Source organism: Serratia sp. KH_031 (assembly GCF_057839655.1).
Window position 1 is genome coordinate 3376312 of sequence record NZ_CM174496.1, and the last position, 17904, is coordinate 3394215.

16 protein-coding genes are annotated in these 17904 nt (G+C 52.5%); 8 read left to right on the forward strand and 8 right to left on the reverse strand.

Annotated elements, in window-relative coordinates:
• The 6 genes from AC3ISQ_RS15295 to bioB all read right to left on the reverse strand — a co-directional run bounded on the left by AC3ISQ_RS15295 (window position 1) and on the right by bioB (window position 6016).
• Window positions 1-543: a toxin-activating lysine-acyltransferase gene (locus tag AC3ISQ_RS15295; RefSeq protein ID WP_489347853.1), complete on the reverse strand. Its 543-nt coding sequence runs from the start codon at window positions 541-543 to the stop codon at window positions 1-3.
• Window position 544: 1 nt separating this feature from the next.
• Window positions 545-2251 carry a ShlB/FhaC/HecB family hemolysin secretion/activation protein gene (locus AC3ISQ_RS15300; RefSeq protein ID WP_489347854.1) on the reverse strand — a complete coding sequence of 569 codons (1707 nt, stop codon included), beginning with the start codon at window positions 2249-2251 and terminating at the stop codon, window positions 545-547.
• Window positions 2252-2412: 161 nt separating this feature from the next.
• Window positions 2413-3087: a dethiobiotin synthase gene (gene bioD, locus AC3ISQ_RS15305; RefSeq protein ID WP_489347856.1), complete on the reverse strand. Its 675-nt coding sequence runs from the start codon at window positions 3085-3087 to the stop codon at window positions 2413-2415.
• Window positions 3080-3844: a malonyl-ACP O-methyltransferase BioC gene (bioC, locus tag AC3ISQ_RS15310; protein WP_489347858.1), complete on the reverse strand. Its 765-nt coding sequence runs from the start codon at window positions 3842-3844 to the stop codon at window positions 3080-3082. The genes bioD and bioC overlap by 8 nt, the downstream gene beginning before the upstream one ends.
• Window positions 3819-4979 carry an 8-amino-7-oxononanoate synthase gene (bioF, locus tag AC3ISQ_RS15315; RefSeq protein WP_489347860.1) on the reverse strand — a complete coding sequence of 387 codons (1161 nt, stop codon included), beginning with the start codon at window positions 4977-4979 and terminating at the stop codon, window positions 3819-3821. The genes bioC and bioF overlap by 26 nt, the downstream gene beginning before the upstream one ends.
• Window positions 4979-6016: a biotin synthase BioB gene (bioB, locus tag AC3ISQ_RS15320; RefSeq protein ID WP_489347862.1), complete on the reverse strand. Its 1038-nt coding sequence runs from the start codon at window positions 6014-6016 to the stop codon at window positions 4979-4981. Before bioB ends, bioF begins: the two co-directional genes overlap by 1 nt.
• A gap of 89 nt (window positions 6017-6105) precedes the next feature.
• Between bioB and bioA the strand changes: the two genes are divergently transcribed.
• Window positions 6106-7380, forward strand: coding sequence for an adenosylmethionine--8-amino-7-oxononanoate transaminase (gene bioA, locus AC3ISQ_RS15325; RefSeq protein ID WP_489353318.1), 1275 nt, complete (start codon window positions 6106-6108; stop codon window positions 7378-7380).
• Window positions 7381-7405: 25 nt separating this feature from the next.
• On the opposite strand, the gene AC3ISQ_RS15330 is transcribed toward bioA, so the two are convergent.
• Complete coding sequence (locus AC3ISQ_RS15330; RefSeq protein WP_489347864.1) at window positions 7406-7681, reverse strand: metal/formaldehyde-sensitive transcriptional repressor; 276 nt, start codon at window positions 7679-7681, stop codon at window positions 7406-7408.
• 79 nt (window positions 7682-7760) lie between these two features.
• On the opposite strand from AC3ISQ_RS15330, the gene dmeF reads away from it, so the two are divergent.
• The 6 genes from dmeF (at window position 7761) to AC3ISQ_RS15360 (ending at window position 15805) form a co-directional block, all read left to right on the forward strand.
• Window positions 7761-8726, forward strand: a complete 966-nt coding sequence (dmeF, locus tag AC3ISQ_RS15335) for a CDF family Co(II)/Ni(II) efflux transporter DmeF (RefSeq protein ID WP_489347865.1) — start codon at window positions 7761-7763, stop codon at window positions 8724-8726.
• Window positions 8727-8773: 47 nt separating this feature from the next.
• Window positions 8774-9256 (forward strand): kinase inhibitor, encoded by a 483-nt coding sequence (locus AC3ISQ_RS15340; protein WP_489347867.1) that lies wholly within the window; start codon window positions 8774-8776, stop codon window positions 9254-9256.
• 332 nt (window positions 9257-9588) lie between these two features.
• Entirely contained in the window at window positions 9589-10080 is a 492-nt protein-coding gene (locus AC3ISQ_RS15345; protein WP_489347869.1) for a PadR family transcriptional regulator, read from the forward strand.
• 102 nt (window positions 10081-10182) lie between these two features.
• A complete protein-coding gene (locus tag AC3ISQ_RS15350; protein ID WP_489347871.1) occupies window positions 10183-11322 on the forward strand; it encodes an efflux RND transporter periplasmic adaptor subunit in 1140 nt (379 codons plus the stop codon).
• Window positions 11322-14432 carry an efflux RND transporter permease subunit gene (locus AC3ISQ_RS15355; protein WP_489347873.1) on the forward strand — a complete coding sequence of 1037 codons (3111 nt, stop codon included), beginning with the start codon at window positions 11322-11324 and terminating at the stop codon, window positions 14430-14432. The genes AC3ISQ_RS15350 and AC3ISQ_RS15355 overlap by 1 nt, the downstream gene beginning before the upstream one ends.
• A gap of 5 nt (window positions 14433-14437) precedes the next feature.
• Entirely contained in the window at window positions 14438-15805 is a 1368-nt protein-coding gene (locus AC3ISQ_RS15360; protein WP_489353320.1) for an efflux transporter outer membrane subunit, read from the forward strand.
• A gap of 78 nt (window positions 15806-15883) precedes the next feature.
• Here AC3ISQ_RS15360 and pgl read toward each other — a convergent pair whose 3' ends face one another.
• Entirely contained in the window at window positions 15884-16879 is a 996-nt protein-coding gene (gene pgl, locus AC3ISQ_RS15365; RefSeq protein ID WP_489347875.1) for a 6-phosphogluconolactonase, read from the reverse strand.
• Between the two features lie 133 nt (window positions 16880-17012).
• Between pgl and AC3ISQ_RS15370 the strand changes: the two genes are divergently transcribed.
• On the forward strand, window positions 17013-17837 hold the full coding sequence (locus tag AC3ISQ_RS15370; RefSeq protein ID WP_489347877.1) for a pyridoxal phosphatase: 825 nt from the start codon (window positions 17013-17015) through the stop codon (window positions 17835-17837).
• Window positions 17838-17904: the final 67 nt, after the last annotated feature.

Sequence of the window (17904 nt, forward strand, 5' to 3'; positions counted from 1 at the left end):
TTATTTGTTTTCCGGCTGCGCTATCGATGGCACAACAGCCAGCGGGTGGTTACTCCACCATGCCTGCGCTTCTTGCTGGCTAACCTGCGCACCCTTGAAAGTCATAATGCGTTTACCGCGTGTTTGTCCACGGTGATACAACGCTCGCATACAGTGATGCGGGAAGATGTCGCGCAGGATCAGTTGCGCCATATCACGCGTGTGACCAAAAGGCGCGATCCAGTCGCAGAACCACAAACGATCGCCGTTATTCCAGTCTTCTATCGGTTGCAGGATCGCCGGTTGCGTCAAATAACGCGCTTCGGCTTCTTCGTTCATCCATGCCCAACTGAGGAAAAATACTGGCTGATGGTGTTGCGATACCAATACGTACTGTTGGCTTTTGATTATCGGCAACAACAGCGTCGGCAGGCTGTGCAGGGGCGCATCGCGATGCATCGGTGAATGCATCCATAGCCACACGGCCGCGCCAAAGGCTTCGGCTTCGCTATCCTGCCCACCGAGGATCAGCGGCGCTTTAACGTCATAAGTGCCTATCTGCATCTCAGTAGCTCCAATTCAGGTTGAAGCCCAGCGTGACCGGATCGGTCTTGAAACCGTCGGGTTTCGAGAACGGCACTCCGGCGAACAGGTCATAACCCACACTGAACGCGCTACCGCGTAGGCCAATCACACCGCCTGCCAGATGAGTGCCCACCAGATAATCGGTGCCGTAACCGCCCACTTCACCATAGTCAGCGCCCAGATACAGTTCTTGGCTCGGTAATGGCGTGCGCCACGCCAGATCGTTACGCACGTACCAACCCCGGTTAGCGTTCAGCGTGCGTTCGCCGTCAAAGCCGCGCACCGTCCAACGGTTGCCGATAGCGAACTGATCTTGCGGCGTCAGCGGGGTATCGCTGATTTGGCGCAGGTACTGCACGTTGTAGCGGAAGTTCTGGCTGAATAGGCTGAATGGCACATCCAATTGCGCGTTAAGCTGCACTATCTTGCTCAGCGCAGTCGCATAACCAACAAACTCTTCTGGCGCGGGTTGTGCGCCAAACCAACGCGTACCACGCTGATAGCTAACGCCCACGTCTAAAGTGGCTTGCTGAATATAATGACGATGCTGTAGCCCCAGCTTCCAAGCGCTGGTGTGACGGCGTTGCACTTCCACTTCGGTGTCATTGATGTAGTTGCTGGATTCACGCGTCATCACGTCGTAAGTCAACGTGGTTTTCTGGCTACCGTTACGGTGTAGTACGCGGCTTAACTGGAAGTTGAGATTCTTACTCTTACCGCTGTAGCGAATATCGTCATTCAGCCCTGCAGCTGTTTGGTGATAGTCATAGTCGTTGGCTGTTACGCCGACCATCCAATAACCGAATGGCACCGAATAGTGACCCGTGATGTTTTTACTGCCTTTTTCGCTGCCACTTTGCAGGTCGTTACTGCCCGAGATGTAGAACAAATCGCTAAGCGAGAACGGGTTATCCAACGACAGCGTCAAACCGCCCTGATAGCGCCCAGTACTTTCCGTACCCGAATCGTCTAACGACGCCGCCAAGCGCCACATTTTATCTTGCTTCCAACTCAGTGCGATATCGCTTTCACCCGGTTGTTCGCCGGGAACAATTTCCATATTGGCCTGCACCGTCGGCAAGCGCTGCAAGTTCTCTAACCCTTGTTCGATATCCCGCAAATCCAGCAAGTTACCCGCATGTGCCGGGAAGGCGCTGTAGAGGCTAATGTAGTTGCCGCTGTCAGGCGTCAACTTCACCGCACGCACATAACCCGGTACCAGCGCCAGTTGCAGCTTGCCGCTTTTGAGATCTTGCTGCGGAGCCAATACACGCGTGGTGATATAGCCATGATCGACCAACCGGTTTTGCATGTTGCTCATTAGCAGGTTGATGCCTTGCCCGCCCAGACATTGCCCGACCGCCTGATTGGCGAGGCGCTGCAACGGTAACCAGTGTGGCAGTTTATCTTGTCCGCTCAACACCACTTGTTCGATCGGGAAACAGGGTTTTTCCTGCGGAAAGGCCAAACGACCAAAGCTAGAGGAAGGGGGAGATAGACGGACATCCGGTGTCGGTGGTGTGAGTTGTTCCTCTAACGCCTTTTGCCGTTGCTGCTGGATAATCAGTTGTTCCTGAGCATAGGAGGTCGCAGCATAAGCAGGCTGAATAGCGAATAACAGTGCAAACAGACTAATAAAACAAGCACCACAACGGCGCAGTATAGGCAACGCATAAAAGAACAACATCTGAACAGTCCCTGTTAGAAAAAGCTTAATGTTTATTTATGTAAATTTGTGTGAATATTATCCTCGAGAATGCTGAGTTGCAATGGTCATTGCCATAGTAAATGCAGTGCATTGGTTTGCAGATTAGGTGTTCCCCTGAAACAGCCACGGAAGATATATTTTTATAACAAGGACATATCCAGATATCGCCCTAACTCTTGCTGTTCGATCCGTGGCAAATGTGGGATCTCACCCAGCAGCGGAGCCGGTAACAGACGACATAACGTCACCAAATATTCTTGATGTCGCTTGCCCGGAGCGGTCACATCGTTAGCAATCCACCCTGCTAACTGCAATCCTGCCTGTTGAATGGCTTGCGCGGTCAATACCGCGTGATTGATACAACCTAGCTTGATTCCCACCACCAAAATTACGGGTAGTTGTTCCTGTTGCACCCAGTCGGCAAAGGTATGTTGCTCAGATAACGGGGTAAACCACCCACCTGCACCTTCCACCAGTAACCAATCTGCACGCTGCTCTAAATGACGTAGCCCGGCGGAAAGCACCTCCAACGCTATTGGCTGCCCAAGATCAGCACTGACAATATGCGGTGAGGTCGGTTCGGCAAAAACGTAAGGATTCACTTCGTCGTAAGCCAGCGTTACACCGCTGTTGGCTTGCAAGGTCAATGCATCACTATTGCGTAAACCTTCTGGCGTCATTTCACTGCCGGAGGCAACCGGTTTATACCCTGCACTGCGGTAGCCCGCCAAATTGGCCGCTTGCAGCAATGCGCTGCTGGCCACGGTTTTGCCTACTTCGGTGTCGGTGCCTGTCACAAACCAGCGTTTAATCACGAGTGATAACTCCATAAATCAAATGATAACTGAGTGGAAACTGTCTGTTCTCAGCGGGATACGCCGCCTGTAGCGCCGCTAAACGTTGGCGTGATAGCAACCCGGCCTCGCGCCCCTGATGTAAATGCGTCGCACCAATACCTTTCAGCGAGCGCATTAAGGCCATCACGTCTGGGTAATACAGGGTTTGCCATACCGATTCCAATTGATACCGATACCCCGAACAAGCCGCTTCAATCTGCTCCAACGGTAGGAAGTTATTTACATGGCGTTCGCCATCTATCTGCTGCCATGCATCACCCAATTGATGCAGCGAACCCGCCGCCAAGGTAGAAAACAGGATGGTGCCGCCGGGGCGGGTAACGCGATACAGTTCCGCCAGTGCGCCGGGTAAATCGCTACACCATTGCACCGCCAGACTGCTGAAACAGAGATCGACCGTCGCCGTTGGCAGCGGGATATTTTCAATGTCACCCAATAGATAATCATCTGCCGCCTGTTGTTGGCGAGCAAAAGCTAACATGCCCGGAGCCAGATCGAGCGCGGTGACTTGTTTACCCAGTTCACGCCAACGACGGCTGAAATAACCCGTGCCACAACCAGCGTCCAGCACATGATTACCGGGGGTGTTTTGCCCCAGCCCCAGTAAGTATTCACCAACCTCGCGCTGCAACACTGCCGCGCCATCGTAACTCTCTGCCGCCCGACTAAAGGCCGAGGCCACCGCTTGTTTATTCACTCTGGCGACTGACGTCATGCAGCACCTCCAACAGACGATCGATATCCTGCGTTTGATGAGCCGCTGTCAGGGTGATGCGTAAGCGAGCTCCACCCGGTGGCACGGTCGGCGGACGAATCGCACTCACCCACAGCCCCTGAACGCGCAGGCTGTTTGCTAGCTCGAGTGAACGCGAGTTATCCCCCACCAGCAGCGGTTGAATGGCCGTTTGCGAGTCGGTTAATGTGAGTGGTAAATCAGCGACGCCAGCGCGGAAACGCTGAATATTTTCATTGAGGCGGTGACGTAAATCGTCCCCTTGCTGAATACAACGCAACGCGGCTTGTAACGCGACCGCCTGCGCCGGAGGCATTGCGGTGCTGTAAATCAGGTGACGAGCGAACTGCAACAGATATTCTGCTAGCGGCTCGTCGCACAAAATCGCTGCTCCGCTAACACCAAAGGCCTTACCGAAAGTGACCACTAACACTTCCGGATGGACTCCTTGTTGCCAGCAACTCCCGCGCCCTTGCTCGCCACATACGCCGATACCATGCGCATCATCCACCATCAACCAAGCACCGGAGGCTTGGGTTAGACGGTGTAATTCTACCAATGGCGCGCTGTCGCCATCCATACTAAACACGCCTTCGGTTACCGCCAGCGTTTGTCCATCGCAAGGCTTGGCCAACAGTTCAGTCAGTGCTTCCGGTTGATTGTGGTGAAAACGTCGCAGCTGCGCCGGGGAGTGCATCGCGGCTTCTAGTAATGAGGCGTGACTGAGCTTATCCGCAAGAATACGATCATCGGCTTGCATCAGCGCCGCCAGCAAAGCCTGATTGGCGGCATACCCGGAGATAAACAACAGGGAACGCGGATAACCGAGCCAGTCGGCCAGTTGTTGTTCTAACTGGTGGTGAGCGTGACAAAAACCCGTGACATGCCCAGAACCACCGCTGCCGACGCCGTACTGCTGCGCGCCCTGCTGCCAAGCGGCGATCACCGCCGGATGTTGGCTCAAACCAAGGTAATCATTGCCGGAGAAATTCAGGTAGCGCTGGTCATTTAACTGAATATGGCGGCCATTGCCGCCCTGATTCACCTGACGCTGACGGTAAGCTGCGGTCTGTTGCCGCTCGGTCAGCGCCTGTTCAATACGTTGCTGCCAACTCATTACAGTGCCGCGTTGTAATATTCAGCGGTGTCTGGATTCAACAGCTGCTGCGCCAATACCTGTTGCTGTTGGTTGTCACCGTGTTCGGTTGCGGTTTGCTCTGGATTCAGACCCAACTTGCGGAACAGCTGTAGGTCTTTGTCTTCTTCTGGGTTCGGCGTGGTCAGCAGCTTGCAGCCGTAGAAGACCGAGTTGGCACCAGCCATAAAGCACATCGCCTGCGTTTGTTCGCTCATCTGCTCACGCCCGGCAGACAGACGTACGTAAGAGGTTGGCATCATGATACGCGCAATGGCTATGGTACGGATAAAATCGAACGGATCGACATCCTCGTTATCCGCCAACGGTGTGCCTTTAACTTTCACCAACATGTTGATAGGCACACTTTCCGGTGGCTTGGGCAAATTAGCTAATTGCACCAACAGACCCGCGCGATCACGCACCGTTTCCCCTAAACCGACGATGCCGCCAGAACACACTTTAATGCCGGCACCGCGCACTTTATCCAAGGTATCCAAGCGCTCTTGGTAGCTGCGTGTGGTAATAATGTTGCCGTAAAACTCTGGCGAGGTGTCTAGGTTATGGTTGTAATAATCCAGCCCCGCATCCGCCAACCGTTCCGCCTGCGTATCATCCAACGTGCCGAGCGTCATACAGGTTTCCATGCCCATCGCTTTCACGCCCTGCACCATTTGTTGCAAGTAAGGCATATCGCGCTCATGCGGGTTTTTCCACGCTGCGCCCATGCAGAAACGGGTCGAGCCTGCCGCTTTGGCTTTACGCGCGGATTCCAATACTTGTTCCACTTGCATCAAGCGCTCAGATTCTAAACCGGTCTTGTAGCGTGAGCTTTGTGGGCAGTATTTACAGTCTTCCGGGCAAGCACCGGTTTTGATCGACAGCAGCGTACTCACCTGCACCTGACGCGGGTCAAAATGCTGGCGGTGGACGGTTTGCGCTTCAAACAATAATTCGAGAAAAGGTTTATCAAACAGAGCTTGGGCTTGCTCAACGGTCCAGTCAATGCGGTCAGCCATGACGGCGTCTCCAAAATGAAAAAAGTCGCGTCAGTGTAAATAATGCGGATATACTGTCAACCATTCTGTTATTTATTTGGTTTACCATGATGTTAATCACTCCTGCCGATCTCGAGTTCGATCAGCGCCATATCTGGCATCCTTACACTTCAATGAGCCGCCCTTTACCTTGTTACCCGGTGGAGGCCGCTAGCGGTGTCGAATTGCAATTGAGCGATGGTCGTCGTTTGATCGATGGCATGTCGTCATGGTGGGCAGCAATCCACGGCTACAACCACCCACACTTGAATCAAGCGGTTAATCAACAGTTGGAACAGATGTCGCATGTGATGTTTGGCGGGATTACTCATCCCGCCGCCATCGCGCTGTGCCGTAAACTGGTTGATATGACGCCAGAGGCGCTGCAATGCGTATTTTTGGCGGATTCCGGCTCGGTAGCTGTGGAAGTGGCGTTAAAGATGGCACTGCAATACTGGCAGGCTCGTGGTGAACGACGTCAACGCATTCTGACGCTGCGCCACGGTTATCACGGCGATACCTTCGGCGCGATGTCGGTGTGCGATCCTGATAATTCGATGCACAGTTTGTATCAAGGTTATTTGGCACCGCATCTGTTCGCTACCGCACCGCAGTGCCGGTTTGATCAACCGTGGGACGAACGCGACATTGAGCCATTTGCGACGCTATTGGAGCAACATGCCGGAGAGATTGCCGCGGTGATTTTGGAACCCGTGGTGCAAGGTGCCGGGGGAATGCGGATTTATCATCCCACTTATCTCAAACGAGTACGCGAACTGTGTGATCGCTACCAAATCCTGCTCATTGCCGACGAGATCGCCACCGGGTTTGGTCGTACTGGTAAATTGTTTGCCTGCGAACATGCGGATGTAGTGCCGGATATTTTGTGTCTGGGTAAGGCGTTGACCGGGGGTTATATGACGCTTTCTGCGACCTTGACCACACGTCATGTGGCAGAAACTATCAGCAACGGCGAGGCGGGTTGTTTTATGCATGGCCCAACCTTTATGGGCAATCCGCTGGCCTGCGCCGTGGCGAACGCCAGTCTTGAGCTATTAGCGAAAAACCAGTGGCAACAGCAGGTTACCGCCATCGAAGCCCAGCTAAAACAGCAACTCCTACCGCTGGCAGAACAACCTAACGTCGCCGATGTTCGGGTATTAGGCGCAATCGGCGTGGTGGAAATGCACCAACCGGTGGATGTGGCGCAGTTGCAACGCGGCTTTGTTGAGCGCGGTGTGTGGATACGCCCGTTTGGTAAGCTGATCTACCTGATGCCACCTTATATCATTCAGCCGGAGCAGTTGAGCAAACTCACTGCGGCGGTTGCGGCGGCAGTACGGTAATCTTTCTAGGCTGCCTGCTGGCAGCCTATTTCATGTAGGAACGCAATACCGTCATCAGTTGTTCAACATCCTGTTCACGTTGCTGTGGTGTGGCCTCTTCCGCCATCAAATGTTCGCGTACATGCCCTTCCAATACCTGCGCCATCAAGCCGTTGACGGCACCACGTACGGCGGCAATCTGCTGCAAGACAGCTGAACATTCCCCCCCATTTTCCAATGCTCTCTCTAGCGCTTCTGCTTGACCTTTGATTCGACGCACCCGTGCCAGCAGCTTCTTTTGATCTTTGATGGTATGGCTCATTGTTAGCATCTCATTGTTAATTACTATACTGGGGTATAGTATATTTCAATATCAATAATTTCACAGGACAGTCGCAGCTATGTCATCACCCACGGCAATATTGCAACGCGAGCACAACCACATTTTTGACGATGGTAACCCATTAGCCGAACGAAACACACGCTGGGCGGTGATACTGACCGCGAGTATGATGGTAATAGAGATCATTGGCGGTTGGTGGTTCAACTCGATGGCATTGCTGGCTGATGGCTGGCACATGAGCTCCCATGCATTAGCGCTAGGATTGGCAGTATTAGCTTACCGCGCCGCACGCAAACTGGCGCAAGATCGTCGCTTCAGTCTAGGCACTTGGAAAATTGAGATTTTGGCTGGCTATACCAGCGCGGTGTTGTTAATACTGGTAGCCGTATTGATGCTGTTCCAATCAGTTGAGCGCTTGCTAGACCCTACTCCAATCCACTACAACGAAGCCATCGCCATCGGCATCGTTGGCTTACTCGTCAATTTGGCTTGTGCATGGCTATTGCGCGATGGCGGCCACAGCCACCATCACGGTCATGAACATCAGGATCACCACCACGGCCACCATGACGATCTCAACCTACGTTCCGCCTATATCCACGTGATCGCCGATGCGGCGACATCTGTCTTAGCGATCGTCGCATTGTTTGGCGGCAAACTATGGGGAGCGAGTTGGTTGGATCCGATGATGGGGATTGTCGGTGCCGGGCTGGTTGCCATCTGGGCTTACAGCCTAATGCGCGATACGAGCAAAGTGTTATTGGATGCAGAAATGGATGCGCCAGTGGCGGATGAAATTCAAGAGGTGTTGTTGCATTGTGGCCATGCTCTGACCATTACTGATTTGCATATCGGGCGCATTGGTAAGGGGAAATTTCACTGCGTCATCGCCCTACGTAGCGCCGATCCCACGCTTACTGCCGATCGAGTGCGGCAATGGCTTAGCATTCACGAAGAATTAGTTCACATCACGGTGGAAATCAATCGTCCACCACTGGCACAAGGAGTTGTACTGTTTCGCTAAAACGATCTAATTTATCCCTTCGTTTTTATTGAAAACTAGGAGTCATCATGGCTTTTCGTTTGTACAGTAAAGATCTACAAGACGGCGCAAAAATGCCGGAGTCTCAGGTCTTTAACGGCATGGGCTACAAAGGCGACAATCTGTCGCCGCATCTGGCTTGGGACGGTGTACCTGAAGGCACCAAAAGTTTCGTCGTCACGGTTTATGATCCCGACGCGCCGACTGGCTCCGGTTGGTGGCACTGGGTGGTAGTCAACCTACCAGCAGATTGCCGTGAACTGCTGAACGGGGCAGGTTCCGGCAAAGCCACATTACCCAATGGCGCACTGCAAACCCGTACCGATTTCGGTCAAACGGGCTATGGCGGCGCAGCGCCTCCACAGGGCGAAAGCCACCGTTATTACTTTACAGTACATGCGTTAAACGTAGATAAAATTGAGGTCGATGCAGGCGCCAGCGGTGCAATGGTCGGCTTTAATGTGCATTTCCACAGCTTAGGTAAAGCTACGCTGACGGTGAAATACCGCTGACCTGTAATCGTCCCGGCAACACACACAGTGACGTTGCCGGGACGATTACCAGACATCAATAAAGATGACTTTTTCGCAATGCTTACATTCCAAAGCAGCATAAGAAGCAGACTTTAAATTAATCATTTAAAATCAAAAATATAAAGTAGAACAAAAATGTGAAGAACTGTCAGTACGTGGAACCCCACAAAATAAATTTAACTTAAAATTCTTTTAAAACAATAGATTAAACCCATCCCTACAAACTTTATCTCATCAAGACATATCTTGACCATAAATAATCACAAGATATATCTTGGACTTCTCCAGTCAGCTGGCAGAAGGAAAAAACAATGACAACACCCAAACCCGTCTTCCGCCGTAAACGCAAGCTGTTTACCCGTCAGGAACTGACGTTATTTGTTCTGCATCTGCTCCAGATAAACCCGGTCCACGGCTACGAAATTATTAAAACCATCGAAAGTTATTCGATGGGTACATATATCCCCAGCCCCGGCGTGATATATCCGATTTTATCACTGATCGTTGAACAAGGTTTTGCCATTGCCACAGAAATTGACGGAGGTAAAAAACAGTTTTCAATGACGGTCGTCGGTTCTGACTATCTGGCAGCAAGGAGAAAAGAAATCCGCGTCATCGAGGAAAAAATAAAAACACGGGTGATACAAAATAACCCGCCTCCCACACCTGAGCTGATTTATGCCATTGAGAATTTAAAAATTACGGTACGGACGAAGTCGTATAACGAAGACATCACGCCGGAGCAATACGAAAAAATTATTGAATATATAAACGACGCGACAAAGAAAATACATTTACTGTAAATACGTCTTTATTATCTGATCGTTAAGCCCTTTTAAACAGCCTCACGGTTTTACTCCAAAACCGTTATGGACTCCTTTTGCCTATTATTTACGGACACCAAGATGTCATTAAGACCTTTATACCTGCTCGTTATTCTCGGGTTGAGTGGTTGCGATAATTCGCCCGTCACGCAAGCCACAACAACACCCACCGAAGTCGGCGTGGTGACACTCAAATCACAGCCTTTTAATCTGGTCAGTGAATTAACTGGCCGCACTACCGCCACGCTGACCGCAGATGTCCGGCCGCAGGTTGGCGGAATTATTCAAAAACGGTTATTCACCGAAGGTGACATGGTGAAAGCGGGTCAGGCTCTGTATCAGATTGTCCCCTCCTCTTATAAAGCGACCGCTGATCAGGCTGCAGCAGCGTTGAAAAGTGCTAACGCGCTGGTGATTTCTGATTGCCTGAAAGCCAAACGCTATGCCGTGCTGGTGAAAGAGCAAGGCGTATCGCAGCAAGATGCCGAAGACGCGCAATCTACTTGTGCTGAGGACCGCGCCAGCGTCGATGAAAAAGCCGCCGCGTTGGAAGCCGCCAAAATCAATCTCGACTGGACACGCGTGACGTCACCCATTGCCGGGCGCATCGGGATCTCTTCCGTCACGCCGGGTGCGTTGGTTTCTGCCGCACAAGACACTGCACTGGTGACTGTACGTAATCTCGACTCGATGTATGTCGATCTCACCCGTTCCAGCGCTGACTTGCTGAATCTGCGCAAACGGGCGCTAGCAACCAACAGCGACACCCTAGACGTCACACTCACACTGGAGGATGGTTCGGTGTACCCCGAAAAAGGTCATCTCGAGCTGACGGAAGTGGCGGTCGATGAAGCTACTGGATCTGTCACCCTGCGCGCCGTATTCCCGAATCCGAAACACGTGTTATTGCCGGGGATGTTTATCCGCGCCAGCGTAGATGAAGGCGTGATCGAAAACGCGGTTCTTGCACCGCAACAGGGTGTAACGCGTGATGTCAAAGGCAATGCCACAGCGTTGGTTGTGACTACAGATAACAAAGTTGAGCAGCGCAGCGTCGTGACCGGTGAAGCCACTGGCACAAACTGGTTGATCATCAAAGGGCTGCAGGCAGGTGACCGTGTATTGGTGGAAGGCAGCGATAAAGTCGCGGTAGGCGATACCGTGAAACCTATCGAAGTAAATAATTCTACCACCACCAAAAACACCGAAGGAGCCGCCTGATGTTCTCTCGTTTCTTTGTACGCCGCCCGGTCTTCGCTTGGGTGATTGCCATTTTGATCATGATGGCCGGGATTATGGCAATCCGCACACTACCGGTCGCGCAATACCCAGACGTCGCACCGCCATCAGTCAAAATCCAAGCTACTTACAGCGGCGCGAACGCCGAAACGCTAGAGAACAGCGTCACACAGGTCATCGAACAACAACTGACCGGCTTGGATAACCTACTCTATTTCAGCTCCAGCAGCAGCTCTGATGGTACCGTCGATATCACCGTGACGTTCAAGCAAGGCACCAATGCGGATACCGCACAGGTTCAGGTGCAAAATAAAGTGCAACAGGCTGAATCGCGTCTGCCGACCGAAGTTCAACAAGCTGGTGTGACCGTCACCAAATCACAACCCAACTTCCTACTGATCATGGCGGTGTACGACAAAACCGACAAAGCCAGCAGTTCAGATATCGCCGACTGGCTAGTCAGTAATATGCAGGATCCGCTGGCGCGCGTAAGTGGCGTAGGCAGCTTGCAAGTTTTTGGTGCGGAATACGCCATGCGTATCTGGATGGATCCGACCAAACTGGCAGCTTACGACCTAATGCCGTCTGACGTTGAAACCGCTATCGAAGCGCAGAACGTGCAGATCTCCGCCGGTAAAATTGGCGGTCTCCCTTCGTCGAATTCTCAGCAACTCACTGCCACAGTACGCGCACAGTCTCGTTTACAAACACCAGAACAGTTTCGCAATATCATCGTCAAAGGTAATACCGGTGGTGCAGTGGTGCGAGTCCGCGATATTGCTCGTGTCGAAATGGGTAGCGAAGATTACACCGCAACCTCACAGCTGAACGGTCATCCGGCAGCGGGTATGGCGGTCATGCTTTCTCCGGGTGCCAACGCGCTCGACACCGCCACGCTAGTGAAAAATACCATCAGTGAATACCAGCGCAACATGCCGAAGGGCTATGACGTCGCATATCCGAAAGACAGCACTGAATTCATCAAAGTGTCGGTCGCAGATGTGATTAAAACGTTGATCGAAGCCATCGTACTGGTGATCGTGGTGATGTATCTGTTTATGCAGAATTTACGCGCCACTATCATCCCCGCGCTGGCGGTACCGGTGGTTCTACTCGGTACCTTCGGCGTGCTGGCGCTGTTTGGTTATTCAATCAATACCCTGACGCTGTTCGCCATGGTGCTGGCGATTGGATTACTGGTCGATGATGCCATCGTCGTCGTGGAAAACGTCGAGCGTATTATGCACGATGAAGGGCTCCCTGCTCGTGCCGCCACAGAAAAATCGATGGGGGAAATCTCCGGCGCACTGGTAGCGATTGCACTGGTGCTTTCGGCCGTATTCCTACCGATGGCGTTCTTTGGCGGCTCAACCGGCGTTATTTACCGCCAGTTCTCTGTCACCATTATCTCGGCGATGGCGTTGTCCGTCGTCGTGGCGCTGACCCTGACACCGGCGCTGTGTGGTATGTTCCTCAAACATCAACCTCAGGCTAAAACTGGCTTATTTGGCGGCTTCAACCGGCTCTATTCTCGCACTGAACAACACTACGAAAATGGCGTGATTCATGTTCAACGTCGTCCGGTCGCGATGGTACTGATTTACGGTGCGATGGCGGCACTGATGGGGCTGCTGATGTGGAAACTGCCAACCAGCTTCCTACCATTGGAAGATCAGGGTGAAGTGATGGTGCAGTACACTCTGCCCGCGGGTGCTACAGCCAACCGTACCGAAGCCGTAAATTCCCGTGTCACTCAGTGGTTCCTCGACAAAGAAAAAGCCAATACCAACGTCATTTTCACCATCACCGGTTTTAACTTCAGTGGCAGTGGCCAGAACGCTGGGATGGCTTTTATTTCGCTAAAAAACTGGGATGACCGACCGGGCACAGCCAACACCGCCCAGTCGATCGCCAGTCGCGCTATGAAAGAGTTATCAGTGATCCGCGATGCAAAAGTGATCGCCATGACACCGCCATCAGTAGATGGGCTCGGGCACAGCAACGGCTTCACGTTTGAACTGATGTCCACCGGAGGAACCAACCGTGCCGACCTGTTAAAACTGCGCACCGAACTGCTGTCAATGGCAGCAAAAAGCCCGGAACTGCAATCTGTCCGCGCCAACGATCTGCCGCAGATGCCACAGCTACAAGTCGATATCGACAACGACAAAGCCGTGGCATTAGGATTAACACTGAGTGACGTCACCGCCACACTGAGCAGCGCGTGGGGTGGAACCTACGTCAACGATTTCATCGATCGGGGCCGTGTCAAAGAAGTGTATATCCAGGGCGACAGTCAGTTTCGTTCCAAACCGGCTGATCTGAATAAATGGTTTGTACGCACCAGCAACGGCACCAGCATGACACCGTTTTCTGCCTTCGCGACGACACACTGGACGTACGGCCCAGAAAGTCTGGCTCGCTATAACGGCTCAACTTCCTATGAAATTCAAGGTGAAAACGCTAACGGTTACAGTTCCGGTGCCGCGATGGCAAAAATGGAAGCGCTAGCCGATAAACTCCCCGTAGGCTCCACATGGGCATGGAGCGGATTATCTCTGCAGGAAAAGCTCGCCAGTGGACAGGCGCTAGGTCTTTACGCCATCTCGATTCTGGTAGTGTTTCTGTGCTTAGCCGCACTGTATGAAAGCTGGTCAATACCATTCTCAGTCATTCTGGTGATCCCACTCGGCCTACTCGGTGCTTCCCTAGCTGCTGAGCTGCGCGGGTTGAATAACGACGTGTATTTCCAAGTCGCGCTGTTGACCACCATCGGCCTATCATCGAAAAACGCCATTCTGATTATCGAATTCGCCGAAGCGGCACTTAAACAAGGCAGCACATTAACCACCGCCGCTCTTACCGCCGCTCGTACCCGATTACGCCCGATCCTGATGACCTCGTTGGCCTTTATCGCCGGGGTTCTACCGCTGGCCATTGCCACCGGTGCAGGAGCCAACAGCCGCATCGCTATTGGTACCGGCATTATCGGCGGTACGCTGACCGCCACGTTACTGGCTATTTTCTTTGTTCCGCTGTTCTTTGTGTTGGTGAAAAAAGTGTTCACCAATCATAAAGACGCGCAGGAGTAAGCATGATTTTTCGTCTGAGTATTATTTCTCTGTCGTTGCTACTGGCAGGCTGTATTTCGCTGGATCCCGATTATCAGCGTCCTGCCGCGCCAGTGCCTACCGTCTGGCCTGCACAAGGAAACCAGCCAGCAGCCACCACGGTGTTGACCGACTGGCAGCACATCATGACCGATTCGCGTCTCAACACCGTTGTCACGCGGGCGCTAACCAGCAACCGCGATATGCAGGAAGCTATTGCGGATATCGAAGCCGCCAAAGCACTCTATGGTGAACAACGCGCCAGTCTGTTCCCCTCTGTGGATGCTGAACTGACACAAACCCGCAGTCGGACACAGGATGTCGGTGCCAGTAGCAGTGCCACTGCCGATGGTGCAGTCAGCAGTTTTGAAATTGACCTGTTTGGTCGTAACCGCAGTCTGAGCACCGCCGCAAAAGAAACCTGGCAGGCGAGTGAATCCACGGCGCAGAACACCCGCCTGACACTGATTGCCGAAACCAGCACCGCGTGGATCACGCTAGCGGCTGATAACAGCAACCTGAAACTGGCGCAGGACACCATGAAAAGTGCCGCTGATTCATTGCGTATTACGCAGTTACGACAGAAAGAAGGCGTAGCTTCTGGACCGGATGTCAGTTCGTCAATGGCGATTTATCAGCAAGCGCGCGCCAGTGCCACCAGCTATCAGACGCTGGTTGCGCAGGACATCAACGCGCTGAACCTGCTGGTAGGAGAAACCGTGCCACAAAATCTGCTGCCGGGCACACTGGAAGATCTCGCTCCGCAGGCTATCACGCTGGTGCCCGCTGGTGTGTCCTCTTCCGTGTTGCTCCGCCGTCCAGACGTACAGGAAGCGGAACATAACCTTAAAAGCGCCAATGCAAATATCGGCGCGGCGCGGGCGAACTTCTTCCCGACACTGTCATTGACGGCCAGCGCGGGGGTCGGCAGTAGTTCGCTGTCGAACCTATTTAGCCACGGCGCAAATGTATGGTCATTTGCGCCGAGCCTGACGTTGCCATTGTTCACAGGTGGCAGCAATACCGCACAGTTACACTATGCTAAAGCCGAGAAAAAAGGGTTGATCGCCGCATATGAGAAAGCGATTCAGAGTGCCTTTAAAGATGTCGCCGATGCCCTCGCCCGCCGCGCCACATTGAACGAACAGATAGACGCACAACAACAATATGTCGCCGCTGCACAACGCAGTTACTATCTGGCGCGCCGTAGTTACGAAACCGGTACAGGAGATTATCTGACAGTACTGACCGATCAGCGATCATTGTGGTCGGCGCAAGTGGATTTGATCGCGTTGCAACAGACTGATTTCGAAAACAGGATTACGCTGTGGCAGTCGCTAGGTGGCGGTTTGTAACTCAGAAGTTCTCGTAATGCGTGGTGCGAAAGGGAACTTAATAAATAGGGGACAAACATCATCCCCCATTCAAAATCATCACTTCGCCAGAATACTCACCCACATCGGGCCTTTACCTACCGGGTAACGCATCAAATCGGTAAGCTTCCCACTGTTCTGATCGATCTGATGCACCACGATATGATCGGACGCCTGACCGGCTGAAATCACAAAACGACCACTATGATCGATATTGAAACCGCGCGGTTGTGCTTCGGTGTTGTGACGATCAACCACCGTCAAACTACCGCCATCTTCTGAAACTTTAAGCACCGTCAGAATGCTGGTTTTACGATCGCTCACGTACATGAAATGACCGTTTGGCGTCAGGTGAATATCCGCCGCCCAGCACTCTTCGCTATAGCCAGCCGGCATAATATCCACCGTTTGCACCAAGGTGTATTTGCCCTCTTTGATCGCAAGCACATCGACCGTGCCATCCAATTCATTGACGCAATAGGCGAACTTGTCATTGTGATGGAACGCCATATGGCGTGGACCAGAACCTTTGGCGGTTTCAACCGCTTCTTGGCTGTGCGGCTTCAACTTACCGTCAAGGCTGAGATCAAACAGACGAATACGATCTTCTTTCAGACAAGGAACCAGCAACAACTGGTTAGTCGGATCGATATTGGCTGAGTGTGGAGCGTGCAGGCCGTCGATCTCTTGCAACAACTCAGTGACTACGCCGTGGTGGTCAATACGATTAATACCAGCGCAATTTCCGCCGTAAGTTACCGAGAACAGATAACGACCTTGCAGATCGGTCGAGATGTGGGTCGGGCCCCCTGCTTTTGGCAATGGCGCCATACCGGCTTTTTCTAACTTACCATCGGCTTCGATACGGTAACTGACTACCGCAAACTCAGGGCGCACGCCGATATACAGATGAGTTTTATCCGGGTGGATGGCCATCGGTTGCCCTTGCCCCGGTACATCGACGGTTTGCAACAGCGCCAATGCACCGGCTTCATCTAACTGCCATACGTGAATTTGTTGGCTTTCCGGGCTGGCGACATAAACGATTTGCTTCATTGCTGCTCCTTAATCACAAAAGGGAAACCGGTTTCCCTCTAGCTTACCTGACACCAACAACATAACAACCCTGCGTTTCCTTGTGGTTTTATCCGGTGTACCATCAGTTTAATTTTTTACTAACGGAGCTACCATGAGCTATCAGGTTATTGCCCTCGATCTCGACGGCACGCTGTTGGACAACCAAAAACGCATCTTGCCGCAATCACTCGCCGCACTGGCCGAAGCTCGTGCTGCCGGGATCAAAGTCGTGGTGGTGACTGGCCGCCATCACGTGGCGATCCATCCGTTTTATCAGGCGTTGCAACTCGATACCCCGGCCATCTGCTGTAACGGCACCTACATCTACGATTTTCAGCAGAAAAAAGTGCTCGATGCCGATCCGCTGCCAAAAGAGCAAGCCAAACTGGTGTTGCAATTGCTAAAACAGAACCACATTCACGGTCTGATGTATGTCGACGATGCCATGCTGTATCAGGAACCAAGCGGGCACGTCACCCGCACCTTGGCCTGGTCAGAAACGCTGCCAGTCGAGCAACGTCCAACATTGACGCAAGTTGATAGTTTGGTGCAAGCCGCCGATGACGCACAGGCCATCTGGAAATTTGCCACTTCACACAGCGATATTCCGGCACTGCGCAATTTCGCCGAAACGGTAGAGAAAGAGTTGGGATTAGCCTGCGAATGGTCGTGGCACGATCAAGTCGATATTGCCAAGAACGGTAATAGTAAAGGTAAACGTCTGCAACAGTGGGTTGAATCTCAGGGATTGCGGATGGATCAAGTGGTCGCGTTTGGTGATAACTACAACGACCTCAGTATGCTGGAGGCCGTTGGTTTGGGCGTCGCGATGGGTAACGCCGACGATGCGATTAAACAACGCGCCGATCTGGTGATTGCAGACCATCTGCAACCGGGTATTGCCGAAGTGATCCGCACTCGAGTGCTAGCCAATTAATGGTTATAGCCAAAATAATTGAAGTTGCATCACGGCGACAACTAAGTGCATCCCCGGGAGCGTACAA

Coding starts and splice junctions, on each gene's coding strand:
- AC3ISQ_RS15295 (WP_489347853.1), bottom strand. CDS start 543: ATGCAGATAGGCACTTATGACGTTAAAGCGCCGCTGATCCTCGGTGGG.
- AC3ISQ_RS15300 (WP_489347854.1), bottom strand. CDS start 2,251: ATGTTGTTCTTTTATGCGTTGCCTATACTGCGCCGTTGTGGTGCTTGT.
- bioC (WP_489347858.1), bottom strand. CDS start 3,844: ATGACGTCAGTCGCCAGAGTGAATAAACAAGCGGTGGCCTCGGCCTTT.
- bioF (WP_489347860.1), bottom strand. CDS start 4,979: ATGAGTTGGCAGCAACGTATTGAACAGGCGCTGACCGAGCGGCAACAG.
- bioB (WP_489347862.1), bottom strand. CDS start 6,016: ATGGCTGACCGCATTGACTGGACCGTTGAGCAAGCCCAAGCTCTGTTT.
- bioA (WP_489353318.1), top strand. CDS start 6,106: ATGTTAATCACTCCTGCCGATCTCGAGTTCGATCAGCGCCATATCTGG.
- AC3ISQ_RS15330 (WP_489347864.1), bottom strand. CDS start 7,681: ATGAGCCATACCATCAAAGATCAAAAGAAGCTGCTGGCACGGGTGCGT.
- dmeF (WP_489347865.1), top strand. CDS start 7,761: ATGTCATCACCCACGGCAATATTGCAACGCGAGCACAACCACATTTTT.
- AC3ISQ_RS15340 (WP_489347867.1), top strand. CDS start 8,774: ATGGCTTTTCGTTTGTACAGTAAAGATCTACAAGACGGCGCAAAAATG.
- AC3ISQ_RS15345 (WP_489347869.1), top strand. CDS start 9,589: ATGACAACACCCAAACCCGTCTTCCGCCGTAAACGCAAGCTGTTTACC.
- AC3ISQ_RS15350 (WP_489347871.1), top strand. CDS start 10,183: ATGTCATTAAGACCTTTATACCTGCTCGTTATTCTCGGGTTGAGTGGT.
- AC3ISQ_RS15355 (WP_489347873.1), top strand. CDS start 11,322: ATGTTCTCTCGTTTCTTTGTACGCCGCCCGGTCTTCGCTTGGGTGATT.
- pgl (WP_489347875.1), bottom strand. CDS start 16,879: ATGAAGCAAATCGTTTATGTCGCCAGCCCGGAAAGCCAACAAATTCAC.
- AC3ISQ_RS15370 (WP_489347877.1), top strand. CDS start 17,013: ATGAGCTATCAGGTTATTGCCCTCGATCTCGACGGCACGCTGTTGGAC.